The organism is Desulfurellaceae bacterium, from assembly GCA_021296095.1.
GTDB lineage: Bacteria > Desulfobacterota > Binatia > Bin18 > Bin18 > JAAXHF01.
Genome location: JAGWBB010000032.1, coordinates 1 through 21,255, shown reverse-complemented (window position 1 = coordinate 21,255; position 21,255 = coordinate 1). Strand labels below are relative to the sequence as shown.

Below are 21,255 nucleotides of genomic sequence, written 5' to 3'. Positions count from 1 at the left end.
TACGAAGGCCCCCCTCTCTTGTCTGTCTTCTCTTCCCGTTGGTTTCAGCTCGGCGTGAGCCTCCTGCTCCTCGGCGTGCTGTTTGTGTCGGCCGATTGGCGGACGTTTGTCAGCCAGCTGCGAACCGCTCAGCCCGGCTATGTGCTGGTGGCCTTTGTCGGCTATGTGCTGGGACAGGTGCTGTGCGCGTATAAGTGGCGCTGGCTGGCCCGGGCTGTGGGCTTTGATCAGCCGCTCCGGGCGTGTATCAGCTATTACTTTGGCGGCATGTACCTCAACCTGTTCGCGCCGAGTACGATCGCCGGGGACGTGGGACGCAGCGTCTTGCTGGCCGGTGGACGTCAGGGGGTCGGTCGCGCCCTGCAGTCGGTGCTGGCCGACCGGGCGAGCGGTGTGGTCATGCTGATATGGGTCAGCGCCCTCAGCTTTCTCGTGCTGGGACCGACCGTCCTGCCGGCCGCGGTGTGTTACGGAACGATTGCGGTGGCGGTCGGCTGCGTGCCGGTGTGGTGGCTGCTGCCGCGTCTGGCGCGGCTGCTGTTCGAGCCCGGTCACCTCATCCGGCGGAGCAGCGAAAAGCTGTTTGCGCCCTACCATAGCCGGCCGAGGCTTGTCCTCGGGGTGTGTGGCTTGGCCTTTGGCTTCCATCTCTTACAGATTGGTCTGCTGCTACTCCTGGCCCATGCGCTCAGTATCAGCGTCCCCTTGTGGTACCTCCTGATGTGCGTGCCGCTGATCACGCTGCTGAGTGGCCTGCCGCTGAGTTTTGGCGGACTGGGGGTCCGCGAGGGCAGCTTTGTCTTCTTTCTGTCGCTCGTCGGGGTCGTCCACAACGAGGCCCTGGCCCTGAGCCTGACCTGGACGGGGCTCATTTTCGGCGCCGGTCTGGTCGGCGGGCTGGTGCTGGCCGTCTCGCCGGACACGCGGGCGCGCTTGCAGGGGCTGAGCCGACCGACCTAGAAAAACGAGGGCCGGATCAGGATCGTCTCTTCCCGGCCGGCGCCGACCGAAATCATTTTGATCGGGATCTCCAGCAGGCTCTCGATGCGCTCAACATAGCGCCGGGCGTTCGTCGGCAGGGCGTCCAGGCTGCGAATATCGGTCAGCGGTTCGGTCCAGCCGGGCAGCTCTTCATAGACTGGGGTGAGGTGTTCGAGCATGTGGGCGCTGGCCGGAACCTCGTCATAGTCCTGGCCCTTGTAGCGGTAGCCGGTGCATACCCGCAGGGTGTCGAGGCCGCTCAAGACATCAATCTTGGTCAGAGCCAGGCTCTCGACCCCGTTCAGCCGGGCTGCGGTGCGGACTACTACGGTATCCAGCCAGCCGCACCGTCGCGGCCGTCCGGTGACTGTCCCGAACTCGCCCCCGGCCTGACGCAGCTGATCCCCCTCGGCGTCAAACAGTTCGGTGGGGAAGGGGCCTCCGCCGACCCGGGTAGCGTAGGCTTTGGAGATGCCGATGACGCTGTGGATGTGCTGCGGCGCAATACCGGCCCCGGTGCACACGGCTCCGGAAACGGTATTCGAAGAGGTGACGTACGGGTAGGTGCCGTGGTCCACGTCGAGTTGGGTGCCCTGGGCGCCCTCAAACAAGACTTTCTTGCCGCTCCTGATCGCGTCGTGCAAATAGCGGGAGGTGTTGCCGATACACGCCCGCAGCCGCTCGCGGAGTTGGCAGTAGGTGTCAAACATGGCCCTGAAATCAAGCTCCGGCTCGTCCAGCATGGTGCGCAGATAGGTGTTTTTTTCCTCCACATTGCGGGCCAGCTTGGCCTCAAACAGGGTCTCGTCGAGCAGGTCGACAAACCGAATACCGACCCGGGCCATCTTGTCCTCATAGCTGGGCCCGATGCCCCGGCCGGTCGTACCGATTTTGGCCTCACCGCGTCGCTTTTCGCGGGCCAGGTCAATCGCCTTGTGGTAGGGCATGATGAGATGGGCGGTTTCACTGATCCTGAGCAGCTCCAGATCGGTCAGACAACCCTGCTGCTGTAAGGCGTCGATTTCTTGCACCAGGGTAGCGGGGTCAATGACCATGCCGTTGCCGATCACACACACTTTGCCGGCGTGCAGGACGCCCGACGGAATGAGCCGCACAATCGTTTTTTTGCCGCCAACAACCAGGGTATGGCCGGCATTGCTGCCGCCCTGGAAACGGACGATGACATCGGCCTGGCGTGCCAGCAGGTCAACCACCTTGCCCTTGCCCTCGTCTCCCCACTGCACGCCGACGACCACCAGAGTACTCATGCCTTTCTCCTTACAGGTGAATCTGCTGCGCCGAAATGACCGACTCCAGACCGCGCAGTTCGTCCAAGACCTCGGCCGACACATGGGCGTCGACATGGACCAGGGCCAGGGCTTGCCCGCCGGCCCGTTCGCGCCCGAGTTCGAGCCCCGCGATATTGATCCCGCGCTGTCCCAGCACCGTCCCGACACTGCCGACCACGCCTGGCACGTCGTGGTTGTGCAGGACAATGATATGGCCTTCGGGCACGGCTTCAAGATACGACGTGTTGACCCGCACGAGCCGGACCACATTGTTGGTGAAGACCGCTCCCTCGACCGTGTTGGTGCCACTCGTGCTGACAATGCTGACGGTGACCGAGTTGAGAAAATCGCTGGGCCGATTGCTGCGCGACTCGACCACCCGCACACCCCGTTCGCGGGCGATGTGGGGGGCGTTCACGTAGTTGATGTCCGATTCCAGAATAGAGCTCAACAGCCCGCGCAGAACCGCAGCGGTGGCCGGGGCAAGGTCGTAGTCGGTAATATCGCCGGTGTATTCGACGTGGACTTCGCGCGGCGCTTCGCCGATCAGCTGGGCTAAGAAGCTGCCCAGTTTTTCACCCAGCAGCAGGTAGGGCTGGAGGAAGGCGATCAGTTTTGGGGTCAGCGACGGAAAATTGACCGCGTGCTGAATCACGCCCCGGGTCAGATAGTTGGCGACCTGGTCGGCGATTGCCACCGCGACATTGATCTGGGCTTCGTCGGTGGCCGCGCCCAGGTGCGGGGTGCAGATGACGTTGTCGAGCTGCAGCAGGGGGTGCGAGGCCGGGGGCGGCTCTTCAACAAAGACATCGAGGGCGGCGCCGGCAACGCAACCGGTCTGGAGGGCGTGCAGCAGCGCCTGTTCGTCAATGATCCCGCCCCGCGCACAGTTGATCAGCCGCACCCCGGTTTTCATCCGGCCAAAAGCGGCCCGATCAATCAGCCCCCGGGTGTCTTCGGTCAGCGGAGTATGGACGGTGATAAAGTCGGCCTGAGCGTACAACTCGTCCAGGCTCACCGGCTCGATCCGCAGCTTGGCTGCGGCTTCCGGGGTGATGAACGGATCAAAGGCGATGACCCGCATGCGCAGTCCCAGCGCCCGTTCGGCCACAATCGCTCCGATGTTGCCCAGGCCGATAATGCCCAGGACCTTATTGCACACCTCGCTGCCGGTAAATTTGCCCCGCTCCCAGCGCCCGGCTCGAATCGAGGCGTTGGCCTGGGGGATATTCCGGGCCAGGGCCAGCATCATCGAGAGGGCGTGCTCGGCGGTGGTGACATTATTCCCGCCCGGCGTATTCATGACCACAATGCCGCGCTTGGTCGCCGCTTCGACCGCGATATTATCGACCCCGATCCCGGCCCGCCCGATAACCTGGAGCTGGGTTGCGGCGGCAATCACCGGAGGGGTGACTTTTGTGCCGCTGCGGATGATCAGGGCCTGGTAGGCCGGGATGTGCTGGATCAGCTCAGCCGTGGACAGCCCGGGCCGCACTTCGACTTCGATGCCGGGGTAGGACTGGAGGCGCTCCAGTCCTTGCGGAGCCAGGGAATCGGTGATGAGGACCTTGGGGCTCATGGTCGTGCTCTGTGTCAACGGCCTTTGCCTGCCGAACCCGTCTCCGAGACAGGGTTCAACTCGGACCAGCCCGTCAGCAGGACTTCCTGGGCCGCCCGAACGCCACGGCCGAGTTCGATATCACAGCCAAACGAGACTAGAGCCATCTCCAGGGCGCCGATGGCGATCATCACGTCAAAGGGGCCAGCATAGCCGATATGGGAGATGCGCACGATCTTTCCGTTTAGCTGGTCCTGGCCGCCGGCAATGTCTACCCCCATGTGAGTGCGCATGGCGTTCAGCAGCTGTCCGCCGTCTATCTCGGGTGGCAGCCACACCCCGGTGGCCGCCGGGCTGGGGTGCTCGGGAGCCAGCAAGCGCAGGCCCAGGGCCTGGGCTGCGGTCCGGGTCGCCCGGGCCAGATGCGCGTGGCGGGCGTATACCTGGGGCAGGCCTTCGTCCTCCAGCAGACGCAGGACCTCGTGCAGGCCAGTAACCAGCGAGACGGCCGGGGTGTAGGCGGTCGTATGCTTGTGCTGGGCCTGACGCTCCCGGCGCAGATCAAAATAGAAGCGCGGCAGGCTGGCCGCTGCGGTCCGCTGCCAGGCCTTAGCGCTGAGGGCCACAAAGGCCAGACCCGGTGGCAGCATCAGGGCTTTTTGTGAACCGGTGACCAGAATGTCAATCCCCCAGCTGTCCATTGGGACTGCGGTTGCGCCCAGGGCGGTAATGGCGTCGACGATCAGCAGGCGATCAGTGTGGCGGGTCAGGCGCGCCAAGTCCTGGACGGGATGCAGAACCGTGGTTGAGGTCTCGCTGGCCTGGACCAGAACGGCCCGTACTTCAGGGTGCTGCTCAAGCGCCCGGGCGACCGTCTCAACGGCCACCGCCTGGCCCCACTCGACCCGGATTTCGACTGCGGTCAGGCCCGCCGCCCGACAGATCTCGAGCCAGCGCTGGCCGAATTTGCCGCCGTTGACGACCAGCACACTCTCCCCGGCCGAGCAGGTGTTGAAGACCGCCGCCTCCATCGCGCCGGTGCCTGAGGCGGCCAGGATGAGCACGTCCTGGTCGGTTTGAAACAGCCGCTGTAAACCGGCTTGGACCTCGGCGAACAGCCGGCTGAATTCCGGGCTGCGGTGGTGGACCATCGGCTGCGACATGCGCAGCAGAACCTCGGGCGGAACCTGGGTCGGTCCGGGGGTTAACAAATACCGTTTCTGCATATGGTGCTCCAGCGCACAACCACACCAAAAAAACGCCCGGACCGTGTGATCGGCACGGTCCAGGCAAAAGCTTTCTTTCGACACATCCTTGCTGTTCGCAAAAAGGTGTATCGGAGCCGCAGGGCTGAGTCAATGCAGGTCATGTGACGGCAAACTGCTTGAGTTTCCTAGGATTTTTGCTTGACAGGCAAAATGCTGACGATTATAGTCGAGGGGATGTGTCGCAGAGGACTGGGAGGTGGAGGATGAGGAGCGGCAGTGTCTGGCGGGCGCCACGAGTTCTCTACGAAATCGTGTTCCGGTTCACCCCTTTTCCCTTCGTGCCTGTCACAGACTGATATGTATCCGTGCCAGCATACAGGCCTAATGGAGACGGCCTTGGCCAGTCCGTCCCGTGCCCCTGTTTCAGGCCACCTGCCGGTGATGCTTGAGGAGACGCTCGCCCAGCTGCGGCTGCGGCCCACGTGGGCGGCGGGGACACCGCCGCCGCGGTGCTGGCTGGCACAGGGCCGAAGGGCAGGCTGCTGGGACTTGACCGCGATGCTGACGCGCTGGCCGTGACCCGACAGCGTCTGGCCGATTGGGGCGCCCGCATCACCCTGGTCCAGGAAAATTTCAGCCGCTCGCTGGCGACCCTGGCCCGGCTGGGCTGGTCGGGCGTTGACGCTGCGGTGCTCGACCTGGGCTTTTCCTCGCTGCAAATTGAGGATGCCGAACGGGGCTTCAGCTTTCTGCGTGCCGGTCCGCTCGATATGCGGATGGATCGGACCGAGCCCGGCTGCGCGGCTGATGTGGTGAATCACGCCAGCCAGGCCGAGTTGCGTCAGATCTTCCGCGAGTGGGGCGAGGAGCCGGCCGCTGGTGCGCTGGCCCGAGCCGTGGTTGAGGCGCGTAAAAAGTCTCCCTTGACCACCACCGTCGCCCTGGTCCGGACTATCGAGCAGGTCATCAAGCGGCCGTCCCGCTCGACCCGTTCGCCCGTCCATCCGGCTACCCGGGCGTTTCAGGCCCTCCGCATTGCGGTCAATCGGGAACTCCACCATTTGTCCACCTTCCTGGCTGACGGCTATCGTCTGCTCAAGCCGGGTGGCCGGCTGGTCATCCTGGCCTATCATTCTTTGGAAGACCGCCTGGTCAAGACCGCCTTCCGGCGCTGGGCAGCCTCGTGTGTGTGTCCGCCCCGGCTCCAGCTGTGTGCCTGTGGATGGTCTCCAAAGGTGAAGATCCTGACCCCAAAACCGTTGACCCCGACCCGATCAGAGGTGGCCACTAACCCGCGTGCCCGCAGCGCGCGGCTGCGGGCGGTAGAGCGCTATGGCTAGAGGAAGATTGGTGGAGAGAGGAAGAACAGCATGCCGCACTCGAGTCCTGCGCGTCGGTGGCTGGGTCATGGCTTGGTTGCCCTGCTCGGCCTAGGTCTGGTCTGTGCCCAGATTTGGACCCGGCTCCAGGTCGTGGCAACGGGCTATGCGCTGTCGGACACGCGCCACCTGCTGCAAACGCTTGAGGCCGAGCAGCGCCGCCTCGAAGCCGAGTGGAGCCGGCTGACGGCATCGGGTCGTCTTGCCCAGCTGGCACACCAGCGTTTGGGACTCGGCCTGCCCCGGGCCGGTCAGGTCAAGCAGGTCAAACAGGTCAAGACGGTCCGGCAAGGACGATGAGGAGGGGGGATGAAAAAACGGTTGTGGGTCGCCGCGTTGTGTATGGGCTTGGGCCTCGTGCTGGTCGCCGCTCGGCTGGTCCAGCTGACGGTTCTCCAACACCGGGAGCTGGCCGACCAGGCGGCCAATCAACACCACAAGCGGATTCGCTGGACTTCGCAGCGGGGGACGATTGTTGATCGGAACGGGACGCCGCTGGTCCTGAGCGTGGCGGCCGAGTCCCTTTTTGCCCACCCTGCTCAGCTGTCGGACGGGATTGATGAGCGGCTGCCGGCTCTGGCCGCCGCCCTGGGCCTGCCGGCTCCACAGGTCGCCCAGCGGCTGAAAAAATCGGCCTCGTTTGTCTGGTTACAACGCCGGGTCTCGCCCCGGCTGGCGGCCCAGGTTCGCAGCCTGGGTATTGACGGGGTTGGCAGTCGGCCGAGTGAACGGCGGGTCTATCCTCAGGGCAGTCTGGCTGCACCACTGCTCGGCTTCACCGATATTGATGCCAAGGGGCTGGCCGGCGTCGAGCAGTCCTATGACCACTATTTGCGCGGACGACCGGCCGAACTGACCGGACTGCGCGACGCCTTTGGCCGGGTGATTTTTGCCCAGGGTGTGGACACGGCACTCAGCCGGACCTTCGAGGTTCGCCTCAGCCTCGATGCCAGACTGCAATACATCGCCGAGCACGAATTGGCCCGGGCGGTTGAAGCGCATGCGGCCAAGGCCGGTACGGTCGTCATTCTCGATCCCCGCAGCTTTGCCGTCCTGGCCATGGCCCAGGTGCCGAGTTTCGATCCCCACAACCCGGCGGCCACACCGGCCGCAGACCGTCGTAATCGGCTGGTCAGCGAGGTCTACGAGCCCGGCTCGACCCTCAAGTCTCTGCTGGCCGCAGCCGCGCTGGACAGTCGGCTGGTACACGCCGAGGAGCAAATCTTTTGTGAACAGGGTCGCTATCGGATCGGTCGGCGGACGGTCCACGACCATCGACCGCACGGCTGGCTGAGCTTTGCCGAGATCATCAAGCACTCGAGTAATATCGGGGCGGCCAAAGTCGTCGAGCGGCTGGGTCAGCAAACCTACTTCCGGTATCTGCGCGCGTTTGGTCTGGGCCAGACCAGTGGGATTGATCTGCCGGCCGAGAGTTCGGGCCTGCTGTCCGCGGATCGGCACTGGTCGGATATCAAGCTGGCCACGATGAGTTTTGGCTATGGGGTGGCGGTCACTCCCCTGCAGTTGGCCGCCGCGTTTGCTACTCTGGCCAACGAGGGAGTGTTGATGCGGCCGTATGTCGTCCAGGACATCCGGGATAGCGAGGGGACGGTGCTCAAGGCCAACCGTCCGCAGTACGTCTGGCAGACGGTCCGGCCTGAGACAGCAAAACAGGTGGTCGGACTGCTCGAACAGGTGGTTGAACCCGGCGGAACCGGTTGGCGAGCCCGGCTCAAGGGCTTTCGGGTTGCCGGCAAGACTGGAACGAGCCAGAAGCTCGACGACGAGGGCGCCTACTCGGCTCGGACACATATTGCCTCTTTTGTCGGGATCGTACCGGCCGATGCGCCACAGCTGGTGATCGCGATTACTGTCGATGAACCGCGTCGGGGTGGATACTATGGCGGTCAGGTTGCCGCACCGGTTTTCCGGGCTATTGCCAGCCAGGCTCTGGCTTGGCTGGGCGTCGAGGCCGTACCCGTTCCGGTCCAGGTTGCCGGCCCGACCCGGTCCGACCCGTCTCCCAGCCCGGATGAGCTCGGGCGGCCGAATTTTCTGGGTCTCAGCCTGCGTGAAGCCCTGCGTATGGCCGACCGACACGGCTGGCGGGTCAGCACGACCGGGAGCGGCTATGTCGTCGCTCAGGCCGTGCAGCACGACCCACACACCGCCCAGCCGTTCTACCGTCTGAGCCTGGCTCCGACCCGGCCGGCCGGTGTTGAGGAGGGTGTGCTGTGAGGCTGGCCGAGCTATTGCCCCCGGGCCTGGAGGTGCGGACCGCGGGCTGCCTGGACATCCCCATTGAGCAGCTGGCCTACGATTCACGGCAGGTGCGGCCCGGAGCCGTGTTTTTTGCCCTGCCGGGGACGAAGACCGACGGCGCGGCGTTCATAGACCACGCCCTGCGGGGGGGAGCTGCCGCCCTCGTCGTGGCCCACGACAACTACCCCGCCGTCCAACGGCGGCTGTCGGGCTATGCGCGGCCGCTCGGCCTGATTGGCTGCGCGGCGCCACGGCGTCTGCTGGGGCTGATGGCCGACCGGTTTTACGGACAGCCGAGCGCTCGGCTGTCGCTGGTCGGCGTGACCGGCACGAGTGGGAAAACCACCACGACCTACCTGCTGGAGGCCATCTGGCTGGCCATGGGCTGGTCGCCCGGCGTGATCGGTACGGTCAATTATCGCTACCAGGGACGCCAACAGCCGGCACCCTTTACCACACCCGAAGCGGTCGAACTCCAGTCCCTGCTGGCCACCATGGCCGACGCGAGCGTGGATCACGCGGTCATGGAAGTCTCGTCCCACGCCCTGGTCCAGGAACGGGTCCGCGGCTGCCAGTGGAATGGCGCGGTGTTTACCAATCTGGGCCGAGATCACCTCGATTTTCACGCCGACCTGGACGACTATTTTGCCGCCAAGGTCAGACTGTTTCGCTCCGGTCTGGCCGACTCGCCCAAGGCCGGACGCTTTGCCGCAGTCAATGTGGATGACCCGTGGGGTCGGAAGTTGGCCGGCTATCAGCTGCCCGGCCGGCTGATCACCTACGGCTGCCGTGCCGACGCGATGGTCTCGATTGCGGCGCGTGAACAGAGCTTGGGCGGCCTGCGCGGGGTGTTGCGGCTGGAAGGCCGGCCGGTCGCGTTTTCGTCGGCCTTGATTGGGGAGCCACACCTGTACAATATTGTCGCTGCGGCGGCCACGGCCCACGCCCTGGGCGTACCGGCAGAGACGATTGCGACCGGCATCGCCGCCTGTCCCAGGGTACCCGGGCGTTTGGAACGGCTCAATGTCGGCCAGGCGTTTGAGGTGATTGTCGACTATGCCCATAAACCCGACGCGCTCGACAAGACCCTGCGCTCGGTGCGTTCGCTGACCCCAGAACGTCTGGTAACGGTCTTTGGCTGTGGTGGCGACCGGGACCGGGGCAAGCGGCCGCTCATGGGTCAGGCTGCCGGCCGGCTGAGTGACCTGGTTGTGTTAACCTCGGACAATCCGCGCAGCGAGGAGCCGCAGCGTATTTTGGCCGACGCCGAACGCGGTCTGGTCGAGGCCGGGATGCGACGGCTGGCCGAACCGTCGGCCCTGGCCGCCGCCCGGCACGGCTATGTGCTCCTGACCGACCGTCGGGCCGCGATTCAGGCCGCTCTGGCCGGGGCTCGGCCTGGAGACGTGGTGGTGATTGCCGGCAAGGGTCACGAGGACTACCAGATTATCGGAACCCGCAAGCATCACTTTGATGATCGGGAGGAGGTCCGCCACTATTTCTCCGCACAGGAGGCCGGCTGATGCTCTACCTGCTGCTGTATCCGCTCCATACCAGCTACTCGGTGCTCAACGTTTTCCGCTATATCACCTTTCGGACGCTGCTGGCCGCCATCATGGCACTGACGGTGTCCTTTTTCCTCGGTCCGCGGCTGATCGCGTGGCTGACCGCCCTGCAGGTCGGACAGCCGATCCGGCCCGACGGTCCGCAGGCGCACCTGAGCAAAGCCGGAACGCCGACCATGGGCGGGACGCTGATTCTGTTCTCCCTGGCGATCGCCACCCTGCTCCTGGCCGATCTGAGCAATCTCTATGTGTGGCTGGCACTGGGAGTGACAGTCGGCTTTGGGGCGATCGGTTTTGCCGATGACTACCGCAAGGTGTCGCACAAAAATTCTATTGGCCTCAGAGGCAAATATAAGCTGCTGTGCCAGCTGGTTCTGGCCCTGGGGGCGGCCGTATGTCTGATCTGCCTGCCGGGCTTCGACACCAGCCTGACGATTCCGTTTTTCAAAGACCTGCGACCCGATCTGGGTTGGTGGTATGTTCCGTTCGCCGCCCTGGTGATTGTCTGCGCCTCCAATGCGGTCAACCTGACCGACGGGCTGGACGGCTTGGCGATTGGGCCGGTGATGATTACCGGGATGACCTACGCCCTGTTTTCCTATGTCAGCGGCCATGCCAAGATAGCCGAGTATTTACAGGTGCCGAATGTCCCCGGTGCGGGTGAGGCGGCCATCTTCTGCGGGGCGCTGGCCGCCGCCGGACTCGGATTTCTGTGGTTCAACGCCTATCCGGCCCAAATGATTATGGGCGACACCGGAGCGCTGTCGCTGGGGGCTGCGCTGGGTATTGTGGCTCTGATCTGCAAGCAGGAGATCGTCCTGATCCTGGCCGGGGGAGTGTTTGTGGCCGAGGCTGCTTCGGTCATTGTCCAGGTTGCCTCGTACAAGCTGCGCCACAAGCGGATTTTTCGTATGGCGCCGCTCCACCACCATTTCGAGTTGCTGGGCTGGCCGGAACCCCTGATTATTGTCCGGTTCTGGATTGTGTCGATTATTTGCGCGCTGCTGGCGCTGTGTACGCTGAAGTTGAGGTGAGGTGCGGGCGGATGGTCGAACCGCGACAAACGGGATAAAGATGGAGAGCAGGACGCAGGCAGACACGGCCCGGCTCGAAGGCCAGCCACCGGCCCCTATCAGCCCCGGAGCGATGGATGGCTGGCTGCTGGCCAGCGTGCTGCTGCTGCTGCTGATCGGTCAGCTCATGGTCTTGAACACCACCTATTTTTATGCCGCCGAGCATGGCGATCAGCCCTATCGCTTTGTCTGGAAACAGGCCCTGGCGCTGGCCTTGGGCCTGATGGCGATGGGGCTGACCGCTCGGCTGTCATCGGCCAGCTATTGGCGCTGTGCCTATCCGGCCCTGTTGCTGGCAGTTGTGGGGCTGCTGGTCGTCCTGCTGTCCGAGGGAAAAGTCCAGCGCTGGATCCATCTCGGTCCGATCAATGTCCAGCCGTCCGAGTTCGCCAAAGGCGCGGTCGTGCTGTACCTGGCCTTCTCCCTGGTCAAAAAGGTCCGGCGTCTGCACGATTTTGTGTCTGGCGTGTTGCCCCATGTCCTGGTCGTTGGGCTGGTCGCCTTCCTGATTGTGATAGAACCCGACCTGGGCGGGGCGGTCTTTGTGGGCATGACGCTACTCGTCCTGCTGTTTGTCGCCGGAGCGCGCAAACGGCACATGGCTCTGCTGGTCGGAGCCGGGCTGGTCGTGGTGACGTATGGGATCATGGCGGCCGAATACCGCAGCGCCCGACTGCTGTCTTTTCTCGACCCGGCCGCCCACCGCCAGGCCGGCGGCTACCAGCTGCACCAGTCCTTGCTGGCCTTTGGGGCGGGCGGGGCCCACGGTGTCGGCCTGGGCCAGAGCAGCCAGAAGATGTTCTACCTGCCCGAGGCGCACACCGACTTTGTCTTCGCGGTGGTGGGTGAAGAAACCGGGCTGTGGGGGACGGGACTGATCCTCGGCCTGTTTGTCGTCGTCGGTGCCCGCGGCATACGGATCGCGCTGCGCCATCCCCATCGCTTTGGTCAGCTGCTGGCTTTTGGCTGTAGCTTTCTGCTGGTCGGTCAGGCCGGCCTGAATATGGCGGTGGTGCTGGGCCTGCTCCCGACAAAAGGTCTGCCCCTGCCGTTTATCAGTTATGGTGGGTCGTCGCTGTGCATGGCGCTGGTCTATGTGGGTATCCTGTTGGGCCTGTCGCGCGAGATTCGACCGGAGAACCGGATTCATGCCTAGGACGCCCACACCCGGACGGCTGCGGCTGCTGTTGGCCGCCGGGGGAACGGGGGGCCACCTGTTTCCGGGAGTCGCGCTCGCCCAAGACGCCCAGCGAGAAGTGGCGGCCGAGGTGTTGTTCGTCGGCACCCCGTACGGCCTGGAGGGGCGGCTGGTTCCGCGCCTGGGGTTTCCGCTGCGACTCATTTCCGCCCAACAGCTGCGGGGCAGAGGCTGGTGGGGCGGGCTCCAGGCCGGCTGGGCAGCCCTGCGCGGGGTTGGCTCGGCGTGGCGCATCCTGGGCGAGTTCAGACCCGATCTGATTTTCAGCCTGGGCGGCTATGCGTCCGGGCCGACGGTCGTGGCAGCCTGGCTGCGACGTATTCCGTGCGTGCTGCTTGAGCCGAACGCGATTCCGGGCCTCACCAATCGGTTGTTGGGGCGTTTTGCGAGCCGCGTGTGTGTTGGCTTTCCCGCTACCGTGGCCCGCTTTCCGGCCGGAAAAGCGGTCTATACCGGGACTCCGGTGCGCTGGCGAAGCGCCGAGCTGTCGCCCAGACCTGCGGAGCCGAACGGCGCCGGGCGGACCAGACCGTTCGGCGTCTTAGTCCTCGGCGGGAGTGCCGGCGCCCGGCGGCTTAACCAAACCCTGCCGTCGGCCTTTGCCGCCCTCGGCGTGCCGTCCGGCCAACTCCGCATCGTGCATCAGACCGGCCAGGCCGAGCACGCCGAGGTCCGCGATGCTTATACTCGGCTTGGCGTTGAGGCCGAGGTTGTGCCTTTCATCGAGGCCATGGACGCGGCCTATGCGGCGGCCGATCTGGTCATCTGCCGGGCCGGCGCCATGACCCTGGCCGAGCTGACAGCCCTGGGTAAACCGGCGATCTTTGTGCCCTACCCGTATGCGGCGGACGATCACCAGCGCGTCAACGCCGAGCAGCTGGTCCGAGCCGGAGCGGCGCTGATGATTCTGGACGCCGAGCTGAGTGCGGAGCGGGTTGCGCAGGCTCTCGGCGGCCTGATGCGTGAGCCTGCCCGCCTGCACGCCATGGCCCGGGCTGCGGCGGCTTGCGGCCAAGCCGATGCGACGACACGTGTCTTGCGCGAGTGTCTGGCCTGTGTCCCGGCCGCAGCCCAGCTCGCGGCCGGAGAAGCGGGACGGTAATGGCCGAAAGAACACCGACCACGGGTCTCGGACGGTCCGGAAATGGGCCGGCTGGGACGCTCGGTCCCCAGGGGCAGGTGTTGTTTGACACCAACCGCCATATTCATTTTGTCGGCATCGGGGGGATCGGCATGAGCGGCATTGCCGAGCTGCTGCTGAATCTGGGCTATCAGGTCAGCGGTTCGGACCAGGTCGAGTCGGACGCGACCCGTCGCCTGACCCGCCTCGGGGCTCAGATCGCCTATGGACATCGGGCTGAGCACATTGACCTGCGGACCGACGTGGTGGTCATCTCGTCGGCCGTGAAATACGCCAATCCAGAGGTCAGCCGGGCTCGGGAGCTGCGCATTCCGGTCATCCCGCGGGCAGAGATGCTGGCCGAGCTCATGCGTCTCAAATACGGGATTGCGATTGCCGGCACCCACGGCAAAACCACCACCACCTCGCTCGTGGCCAGCGTTCTGGCCCAGGCCGACCTGGATCCGACGTGTGTGATCGGCGGCCGGCTGAACGTTGTCGGCTCGAACGCGCGCTTGGGGCAGGGCCGCTTTCTGGTGGCCGAGGCTGACGAGAGCGACGGGACCTTTCTGCTGCTGAGCCCGACGATTGTCGTGGTCACCAATATCGATCCCGAGCATCTCGATTTTTACGGCGATATGGACCGGGTCAGAGACGCCTATCTGCGCTTTGTCAACCGGGTCCCGTTTTATGGCCGGGCCGTCTTGTGCCTGGACAGTGTCAATGTCCGGGCGCTGCTGCCCCACGTCCACAAGCGCTTTGTCACCTATGGCCTGAGTCCGGAGGCCGACCTGATGGCCCGCGATGTTCGCGTGTCGGGCATGACCACCCGTTGTGAGGTCTGGGCCGGCGACGAGCGATTGGGACCTCTACACCTCAAGCTGCCGGGCCGCCACTCTGCGCTCAACGCCCTGGCCGCGGTAGCGGTGGCGCGGGAGTTGGGGATCCCGTTTGCCTGCGTGCAGCACGCCCTGACCGGCTTTGACGGCATTCAGCGCCGTTTTGAGGTCAAGGGCGAGGCCGCTGGGGTGCTGGTTGTTGACGACTATGCGCACCACCCCGAGGAGCTGCGGGCGACTCTGCGGGCGGCCCGTGAGGGCAGCTGCCAGGCCGACCCGGCGCGGCGCCTGGTGGCAGTGTTTCAGCCCCACCGCTATTCGCGCACCCAGGCTCTGTTTGACGAGTTTCTGTCCGCTTTTGATGATGCCGACACGGTCTTGCTGACCGAGATCTACCCGGCCGGTGAGGAGCCGCGGGCCGACGTGTCGGGCCATCGGCTGTATCGGGCGCTGCACCAGCGCGGTCATACCGAGGTCCGTTTTGTTGCCGACCGGGAGGGGCTGGCCCGGGCGGCTCTCGACTGCGTCCGGCCGGGTGACATGGTCATGACCCTGGGCGCCGGGGATATCCACCGGACCGGGGACGAGCTGCTGGCGCTGCTGCAAAAGAGGGGGACGGGTGCAGGCTGAACGGAAAAACCGGCTGCTGCGGCTGCTGAGCGACCAGGTCTGCCAGGTCCGTCGCGATGTCATACTGGCCCGCTATACGTCTTTTCGGATTGGCGGTCCGGCCGACATCTTTGTCGAACCCCACAGCCTGGCCGAACTCCAAGCCGTAGTCGGGCTGGTCAGAACCGAAGGGCTGCCGCTGTTCATCCTGGGCGGAGGCAGCAATCTCCTGGTCAGCGATGCGGGTATCCGCGGTGTTGTAGTCAAGCTCGGCAAGGGGTTTAATTATAGCCGGTGGAGCGAGTCCGGGGCCGACCGGACCGAGCGGCGGGTGCGGGTTGGCGCTGGACGTTCGCTGGGTCGCTTTGTCCGCGAAGCCGTGGCCAAGGGCTATGCCGGGGTGACGTTCGCCGAGGGCATTCCCGGCAGTGTGGGCGGCGGGCTGCTGATGAATGCCGGCGCTTTTGGTGGGGAGTTGAGTCAGGTTGTGGAAATGATTCGGGGTGTTGATCGTGCCGCTCGGGTGGTGTGTCTGTCGGCAGAGCAACTCGGCTTTGGCTATCGTCGCACCGCGCTGCCATCCGACTTCATTGTGGCCGAGATCGGTTTTCGCCTGTACCCTCAGGAGCCGGCCCGGCTCGGCTCGGCAATGCGCCGGGCGCAGACACGACGCCATACCAGCCAGCCGCACGGCTCTCCCAACGCGGGCTCGGTGTTCAAAAATCCGCCCGGCGCCTATGCCGGTCGTCTGATCGAGCTGGCCGGACTGAAAGGCGCCCGCTGCGGGAAGGCGCGGGTGTCCGAGCAGCACGCCAATTTCATCCTGAATACCGGTGGCGCGCGGGCGGCCGAGGTGAAGCGGCTGATGGAACACGTACAGCGCACAGTGTGGGCTGCCCACCAGGTGTGGCTTGAGCCGGAGCTGCGTCTGGTCGGAGACTGGGAGCAGGGCCGGGGAGGACCGGGTCTGGCTGCCCACGCATCTGAGGAGGGACCATGAGTACCGAGGGCCCGCGCTGGCGCGGAAAAACGGTCGGCGTGCTGCTGGGCGGTGTGTCGGCCGAGCGCGAGATTTCGCTGCGAACCGGTAGTGCGGTGTGTGAGGCGCTGCGCGGCCTGGGCTACGATGTGACCGCCATTGAGGTGCAGGCTGACGGCGGGTGGCTGAGCCAGGCGCGCCGGGTCGATGTGGTGTTCATCGCCCTGCACGGAAAGTTTGGCGAGGACGGCACGGTCCAGGCTGTCCTGGAGGTATTGGGGATCCCATATACCGGCTCGGGCGTCCTGGCCAGCGCGCTGGCCATGAACAAACCCATGGCTAAACGGATATGGCACACCCACGGGATTCCAACTCCGGCCTGGGAGGTGATCGATACCCGGGCGGCGAAGTGGAAGCTCGCCACGCTGTCGTTTCCGGTTGTGGTTAAGCCGAGCGCCGAGGGCTCGAGTGTGGGGGTGAGTATCGTGCGCTCCAGCCCCGATCTGCCGGCGGCCCTGGCCGAGGCGTCCCGGTTTGACGCGGCCAGCCTGGTCGAGGCGTATATCGGCGGCCACGAAGTTACGGTCGGGATTCTGGGCGAGCACACGCTGGGAGCGATGGAGGTCATTGCCAAGGGAGAATTCCACTCCTACGAGGTCAAGTACACGGCCGGCCGAGAGGAGTTCCTGATGCCCGCCCCGCTTGCGCCTGCGGTGTATGACCAAGTGCTTGGGATTGCCCTTGAGGCCCACCGGGCGCTGGGCTGCGGTGGCTATAGCCGGGTCGATACGCGGGTGACCGAAGACGGACAGATTTTTGTGCTGGAGGTCAATTCCTTGCCCGGGCTGCACGAACTCAGCTATCTGCCGCGCATTGCCGCCCACGCTGGGCTGGACTACGCAGCGCTGGTCGAGGCGATTTTGCAGCGCGCCGGTCTCCACGGCCAGGGGAGGGCGGGGTGAAACGCGCGACGCCGCCCACGCCATCAACAAGAACGCGTTCGGCTCGACCGTGGGGCAGGAGGCTGCTCGTCTTCACCCTCCTGCTGGGCTGCCTGTGGATCGTGGGGGGAAAGCTGATCCGTTTCGTCGCCGCCCAGCCCTATTTCGCCCTCCAGCACATCGTCGTCCACACCGATGGACGGCTGTCACAGGCCGATATTCGGCGCTGGAGCGGTCTCCACGCCGGTATGTCGGTCTTCGAGGTCGACCGCCGCCAGGTCGAAACCCGGCTTCTCGACCAGGCCCGGATCCGTCAGGCCCGGGTCGAACGCCGACTGCCCGACGCCGTTCACATCCGGGTCGAGGCGCGTCGTCCCGTCGCCGTTGTCCAAGGGGCGCAACTCGTCTATCTTGATCGGCACGGCGGCTACTTTTTTGACCCCGAGCTTTCGACCGTCCGACTCGATCTGCCCTATGTCAGTGGTGTGGCCGACCTGTGGCTGGACGCGCCCACCGCCCGCCGTGCACTGGGAGGCGTCCTGCGGCTGTTGGCGGCGAGTCGGCTGTGGCGGGAACAGTTGTCTGAAATTCGCTGGGAGCGGGACGCGGGCTATACCCTGTTCCTGGCCCGGCGACAGATAACGATTCGGGTCGGCCGGGAAACGCGGCCCGAAAACTTGGCCCGCGTTGGGCGGGTGCTTGAAACCTGGCCGGTCGATGGGCCAGCGGCCGTGTTTGACGCCCGCTTTCGTAATCAGGTGGTGGTCCGTCCGGTTCCGGCTGCCACCCAAGCGCTGGCCCGCGGGGGAGCTGCCGAGGGAGAAGAAGACGATGCATAAGGATGCCGCTCTCCTGGTGAGTCTCGATATTGGGAGCTACAAAACCGCGGTGATTGTGGCCCGCCAGAGCCTCGAAGGGTTGGAAATCCTGGGGGTCGGCAGCGCCCTGTCCCAGGGCTTGCGCAAGGGCCTGATTCTCAATGTCGAAACGACCGCCCAAACCATCCGCAAAGCCGTCGAGGAAGCCCAGACCGGTGCCAACTGCGACATCTATGAAGTGAGTAGCGGCATTGTCGGCGGCTATGTCGAGGGGATCACCAGCCAGGGCTTGGTCATTATTGAGAACCAGGAGGTGCAGGACGAAGACCTGCGTCGGGTTATTGAGGTGGGTCGTACCCGGGCCCTGTCCGCCGACTGTGAGATCCTGCACGTCATGCCGCAGGAATTCCTGGTCGACGGCCAGGATAGGGGCACGAATCCGGTTGGCAGCTCCGGCGTGCGTCTCGAGGCAGCGGTCCATCTGGTGGCGGTGTCCAGCAGCGCCGTTCAGACCATCACCAAGTGCTGTGAGCGGGCCGGTCTGTCTGTGCGCCGGCTGTATTTTACCGCCCTGGCCGCAGCCGAGGCCGTGCTGACCCCGGAGGAGAAAGAAATGGGGGTAGCGCTGCTCGATATCGGCGGCGGGGCAACGAGCGTGATTGTCTTTGCCCGTGGCGTGCCCCAGCATACGGCGGTGCTCCGGGTCGGCGGACATAATATCACCAACGATTTGGTGGTCGGCTTGCGTACGCCGCTGGCCGAGGCGGAAAAGATCAAACAACAGTACGGCTGTGCGCTGATGGACCTGATCCTGCCCGGCGAAACGATTGAGATGGCGCGCCTCGGCGGGCGCGAGCCGGTCCAGTTGCTGCGGCGCCGGCTGGGGGAAATCATCGAACCGCGGGCCGAAGAAATCTTCAGTCTGACCAAAGCCCAGCTCGAGCTGACGGGACTGCTTGACAAACTCGGTTCGGGCTTGGTGCTGACCGGCGGCGGAGCCATTTTGGCGGGCATGCCCGAGCTGGCCGAGCGGGTTTTTCAACTGCCGACCCGACGCGGGACGCCGCACCATCTGGACGGCCTCATTGACGCGCAGACCAGTCCCATGTACGCGACTGGTCTGGGGATTCTCTTAGCCAGCGTACAGGAAAGACATCAGAACGGTATTGGGCCCCTCCGTCAGGATCGCGGATGGCAAAGCGTCCGGGAACGTGTGGTGGAGTGGATTCGCGATTTTTTTTAGCGTATGGACTTCCCGCCGAGGGAGGAACTGAGCAAGGAGGTGTGAGATGCTTGAGTTTGTGGAGAATGATAGAGATGGGGCGCAGATCCGTATCGTCGGCATTGGGGGCGCGGGAGGCAATGCCATCAATACCATGATTAGTGCCGGGCTGGTCGGCGTCGACTTCATTGTTGCCAACACCGATGCCCAGGCCCTGCAGATGAATCTGGCGCCGACCAAGATTCAGCTCGGCACCGATTTGACCAAAGGACTGGGAGCCGGCTCCAATCCCGAGATCGGACGCCGCTCCACGATTGAGAGCGAGGAGGAGATCGGCGGATACCTGCAGGGGGCCGATATGGTCTTCATCACCGCCGGTATGGGCGGGGGCACGGGCACCGGAGGGGCTCCGGTTGCGGCCCGTATTGCCAAGGAGACCGGTGCGCTGACTGTTGGTGTGGTGACCAAACCCTTCCTGTTTGAGGGGCGTCGGCGCATGCGCCAGGCCGAAGAGGGGATTCGCGAGCTCAAGGACAACGTCGATACCCTGATCTCGATTCCGAATCAGCGGCTGCTGGCCGTGGCCAGCCGCAGCCAGCCGCTGCTCGAAGCCTTCCACAAGGCCGACGAGGTGTTGCTTCAGGCGGTGCGCGGCATTTCCGACCTGATTACGGTCGGCGGCCTGATCAACCTCGACTTTGCCGATGTGCGGACGATCATGGCCGAGATGGGCATGGCGATCATGGGCGCGGCAACGGCCAACGGCGAGGGGCGGGCCGAGGAAGCCTCGCGCCGGGCGATTGCCAGCCCGCTGCTGGAAGATATTTCCATCAGTGGGGCGAGAGGCATTCTCATCAATGTGACCGGCGGACCGAGCATGACCCTGCACGAGGTCAATGAGGCGGCCACGCTCATCCAGGACGAGGCGGACGAAGAGGCCAACATCATCTTCGGCGCGGTGATTGATGAGTCAATGGGAGAGGATCTGTCGATTACCGTCATCGCCACCGGCTTCGACGAGGCCGAGTCTGCGGTTCAGGACACTCGCCCGCCGGCGCTCAGCTCGGTGAAGGGCGGGCTGCGGACGCCGGCCGGTCAGCGCAAGGTCGTCCACCTCGGCACGCTCGTTGATGACGATCTCGATACGCCGACCTGGCAGCGGAAGCGGCAGACCGGTAAGACAGCCGAGGAAACCGCCGAGACTCCGCCTGCCGCCGAGGCCAACGATAGCTACGATATCCCGGCATTTTTACGCAAGCAGGCGAAGTGAGACGCTGCGCCGGGCGCGGCTTGCGCCGACACCAGCGGGCGGATAGTGTCGTGCCATGTGGTTGACGACACAGCGCGCCCGTCTCCGCCTGGCGGCCGAAACACGGCTGTTTTCGGCCGGCCCGGACGGTGAGTCGCCCGTGTGTCTGATTTATCCCAACCGCTACGCGGTTGGGATGGCCAACCTCGGTTTTCAGGCTGCCTACCGAATTTTCTCTCAGGATTCCCATTGCCGCTGCGAGCGGGCTTTTCTGCCCGACCCGGACGAAGCCGTTGCGCTGAACCGCACCCGCACCCCGCTCGCCTCCCTGGAGAACCAGCGGCCCCTGGCCGACTTCGAGTTGCTGGCCTTCTCCGTGTCTTTTGAAACCGATTATCTCCATATTCTCGATATCCTGGCCGCCGCCCATCTGCCGCTCTTGGCCGCCGAGCGCCAGGACCGGCATCCGCTGGTCATTGCCGGTGGGCCGGCCACCTTTCTCAACCCCGAACCGGTCGCCGATTTTATCGACCTGTTTTTGATCGGCGAGGGCGAGGAAATGATTCCGGAGTTCCTGGAGCGCTACGACCAACTCCGGACGGCAGGTCTGAGCCGGGCCGAGCGGCTCGAGCGCCTGAGCGCCCTGGACGGCGCCTACCTGCCGACCCAGTTCAGGCCCTCCTATGACGACGCCGGACGTTTGACCCGGCTCGACTACAGCGGCCCCGGAAAGCCTGTCGTGCAACGGCGCCTGGTCCGGGACTTAGACGCCTATCCGACCCGCTCGCAGCTCCTGAATACGGAAGCGGTCTTTGGCGACATGTATCTGGTCGAAACCAGCCGGGGCTGCGAGTGGGGCTGCCGTTTTTGTGCGGCCGGCTATATGTATCGACCCGTCCGTTACCGCAGCGCCGAGAATATCAAACGGCAGGTGACCGAGGGGCTTACGCAGCGTTCGACCATCG

The 21,255-nt window shown here is 64.8% G+C and carries 18 protein-coding genes; 15 read left to right on the top strand and 3 right to left on the bottom strand.

Features of this window, described 5'->3' with window-relative positions; translation table 11 throughout:
* Positions 1-54 precede the first annotated feature (54 nt).
* A complete protein-coding gene (locus tag J4F42_09665; GenBank protein ID MCE2485765.1) occupies positions 55-960 on the top strand; it encodes a flippase-like domain-containing protein in 906 nt (301 codons plus the stop codon).
* On the opposite strand, the gene J4F42_09660 is transcribed toward J4F42_09665, so the two are convergent.
* The 3 genes from J4F42_09660 to J4F42_09650 are packed head-to-tail and all read right to left on the bottom strand — an operon-like array spanning position 957 to position 5,054.
* Positions 957-2,249 (bottom strand): adenylosuccinate synthase, encoded by a 1,293-nt coding sequence (locus J4F42_09660; GenBank protein MCE2485764.1) that lies wholly within the window; start codon positions 2,247-2,249, stop codon positions 957-959. The genes J4F42_09665 and J4F42_09660 overlap by 4 nt on opposite strands.
* Before the next feature lie 10 nt (positions 2,250-2,259).
* Positions 2,260-3,849 carry a phosphoglycerate dehydrogenase gene (gene serA, locus J4F42_09655; GenBank protein MCE2485763.1) on the bottom strand — a complete coding sequence of 530 codons (1,590 nt, stop codon included), beginning with the start codon at positions 3,847-3,849 and terminating at the stop codon, positions 2,260-2,262.
* Between the two features lie 14 nt (positions 3,850-3,863).
* Positions 3,864-5,054, bottom strand: a complete 1,191-nt coding sequence (locus J4F42_09650) for an alanine--glyoxylate aminotransferase family protein (GenBank protein MCE2485762.1) — start codon at positions 5,052-5,054, stop codon at positions 3,864-3,866.
* Between the two features lie 491 nt (positions 5,055-5,545).
* Between J4F42_09650 and rsmH the strand changes: the two genes are divergently transcribed.
* From rsmH to J4F42_09580, 14 genes are all read left to right on the top strand, one after another.
* The gene (gene rsmH, locus J4F42_09645; protein ID MCE2485761.1) at positions 5,546-6,376 is read left to right on the top strand and encodes a 16S rRNA (cytosine(1402)-N(4))-methyltransferase RsmH; all 831 of its coding nucleotides are present in this window, start codon (positions 5,546-5,548) and stop codon (positions 6,374-6,376) included.
* A 30-nt stretch (positions 6,377-6,406) separates the two neighbouring features.
* Positions 6,407-6,715 carry a cell division protein FtsL gene (locus J4F42_09640; GenBank protein MCE2485760.1) on the top strand — a complete coding sequence of 103 codons (309 nt, stop codon included), beginning with the start codon at positions 6,407-6,409 and terminating at the stop codon, positions 6,713-6,715.
* A 9-nt stretch (positions 6,716-6,724) separates the two neighbouring features.
* A complete protein-coding gene (locus J4F42_09635; GenBank protein MCE2485759.1) occupies positions 6,725-8,653 on the top strand; it encodes a hypothetical protein in 1,929 nt (642 codons plus the stop codon).
* Positions 8,650-10,200, top strand: coding sequence for a UDP-N-acetylmuramoyl-L-alanyl-D-glutamate--2,6-diaminopimelate ligase (locus J4F42_09630; GenBank protein ID MCE2485758.1), 1,551 nt, complete (start codon positions 8,650-8,652; stop codon positions 10,198-10,200). The genes J4F42_09635 and J4F42_09630 overlap by 4 nt, the downstream gene beginning before the upstream one ends.
* Positions 10,200-11,276: a phospho-N-acetylmuramoyl-pentapeptide-transferase gene (gene mraY / locus J4F42_09625; GenBank protein MCE2485757.1), complete on the top strand. Its 1,077-nt coding sequence runs from the start codon at positions 10,200-10,202 to the stop codon at positions 11,274-11,276. The genes J4F42_09630 and mraY overlap by 1 nt, the downstream gene beginning before the upstream one ends.
* A gap of 40 nt (positions 11,277-11,316) precedes the next feature.
* Positions 11,317-12,471, top strand: coding sequence for a putative lipid II flippase FtsW (ftsW, locus tag J4F42_09620; GenBank protein MCE2485756.1), 1,155 nt, complete (start codon positions 11,317-11,319; stop codon positions 12,469-12,471).
* A complete protein-coding gene (murG, locus tag J4F42_09615; protein MCE2485755.1) occupies positions 12,464-13,615 on the top strand; it encodes an undecaprenyldiphospho-muramoylpentapeptide beta-N-acetylglucosaminyltransferase in 1,152 nt (383 codons plus the stop codon). Before ftsW ends, murG begins: the two co-directional genes overlap by 8 nt.
* Complete coding sequence (locus tag J4F42_09610; GenBank protein ID MCE2485754.1) at positions 13,615-15,102, top strand: UDP-N-acetylmuramate--L-alanine ligase; 1,488 nt, start codon at positions 13,615-13,617, stop codon at positions 15,100-15,102. Before murG ends, J4F42_09610 begins: the two co-directional genes overlap by 1 nt.
* On the top strand, positions 15,092-16,081 hold the full coding sequence (gene murB / locus J4F42_09605) for a UDP-N-acetylmuramate dehydrogenase (protein MCE2485753.1): 990 nt from the start codon (positions 15,092-15,094) through the stop codon (positions 16,079-16,081). Before J4F42_09610 ends, murB begins: the two co-directional genes overlap by 11 nt.
* Entirely contained in the window at positions 16,078-17,022 is a 945-nt protein-coding gene (locus tag J4F42_09600) for a D-alanine--D-alanine ligase (protein ID MCE2485752.1), read from the top strand. Before murB ends, J4F42_09600 begins: the two co-directional genes overlap by 4 nt.
* Positions 17,019-17,840: an FtsQ-type POTRA domain-containing protein gene (locus tag J4F42_09595; protein ID MCE2485751.1), complete on the top strand. Its 822-nt coding sequence runs from the start codon at positions 17,019-17,021 to the stop codon at positions 17,838-17,840. The genes J4F42_09600 and J4F42_09595 overlap by 4 nt, the downstream gene beginning before the upstream one ends.
* Complete coding sequence (gene ftsA, locus J4F42_09590; GenBank protein MCE2485750.1) at positions 17,833-19,062, top strand: cell division protein FtsA; 1,230 nt, start codon at positions 17,833-17,835, stop codon at positions 19,060-19,062. The genes J4F42_09595 and ftsA overlap by 8 nt, the downstream gene beginning before the upstream one ends.
* Positions 19,063-19,108: 46 nt before the next feature.
* Entirely contained in the window at positions 19,109-20,311 is a 1,203-nt protein-coding gene (ftsZ, locus tag J4F42_09585) for a cell division protein FtsZ (protein ID MCE2485749.1), read from the top strand.
* 55 nt (positions 20,312-20,366) lie between these two features.
* A partial coding sequence (locus J4F42_09580; protein ID MCE2485748.1) for a hypothetical protein occupies positions 20,367-21,255 on the top strand: 889 nt, incomplete at its 3' end.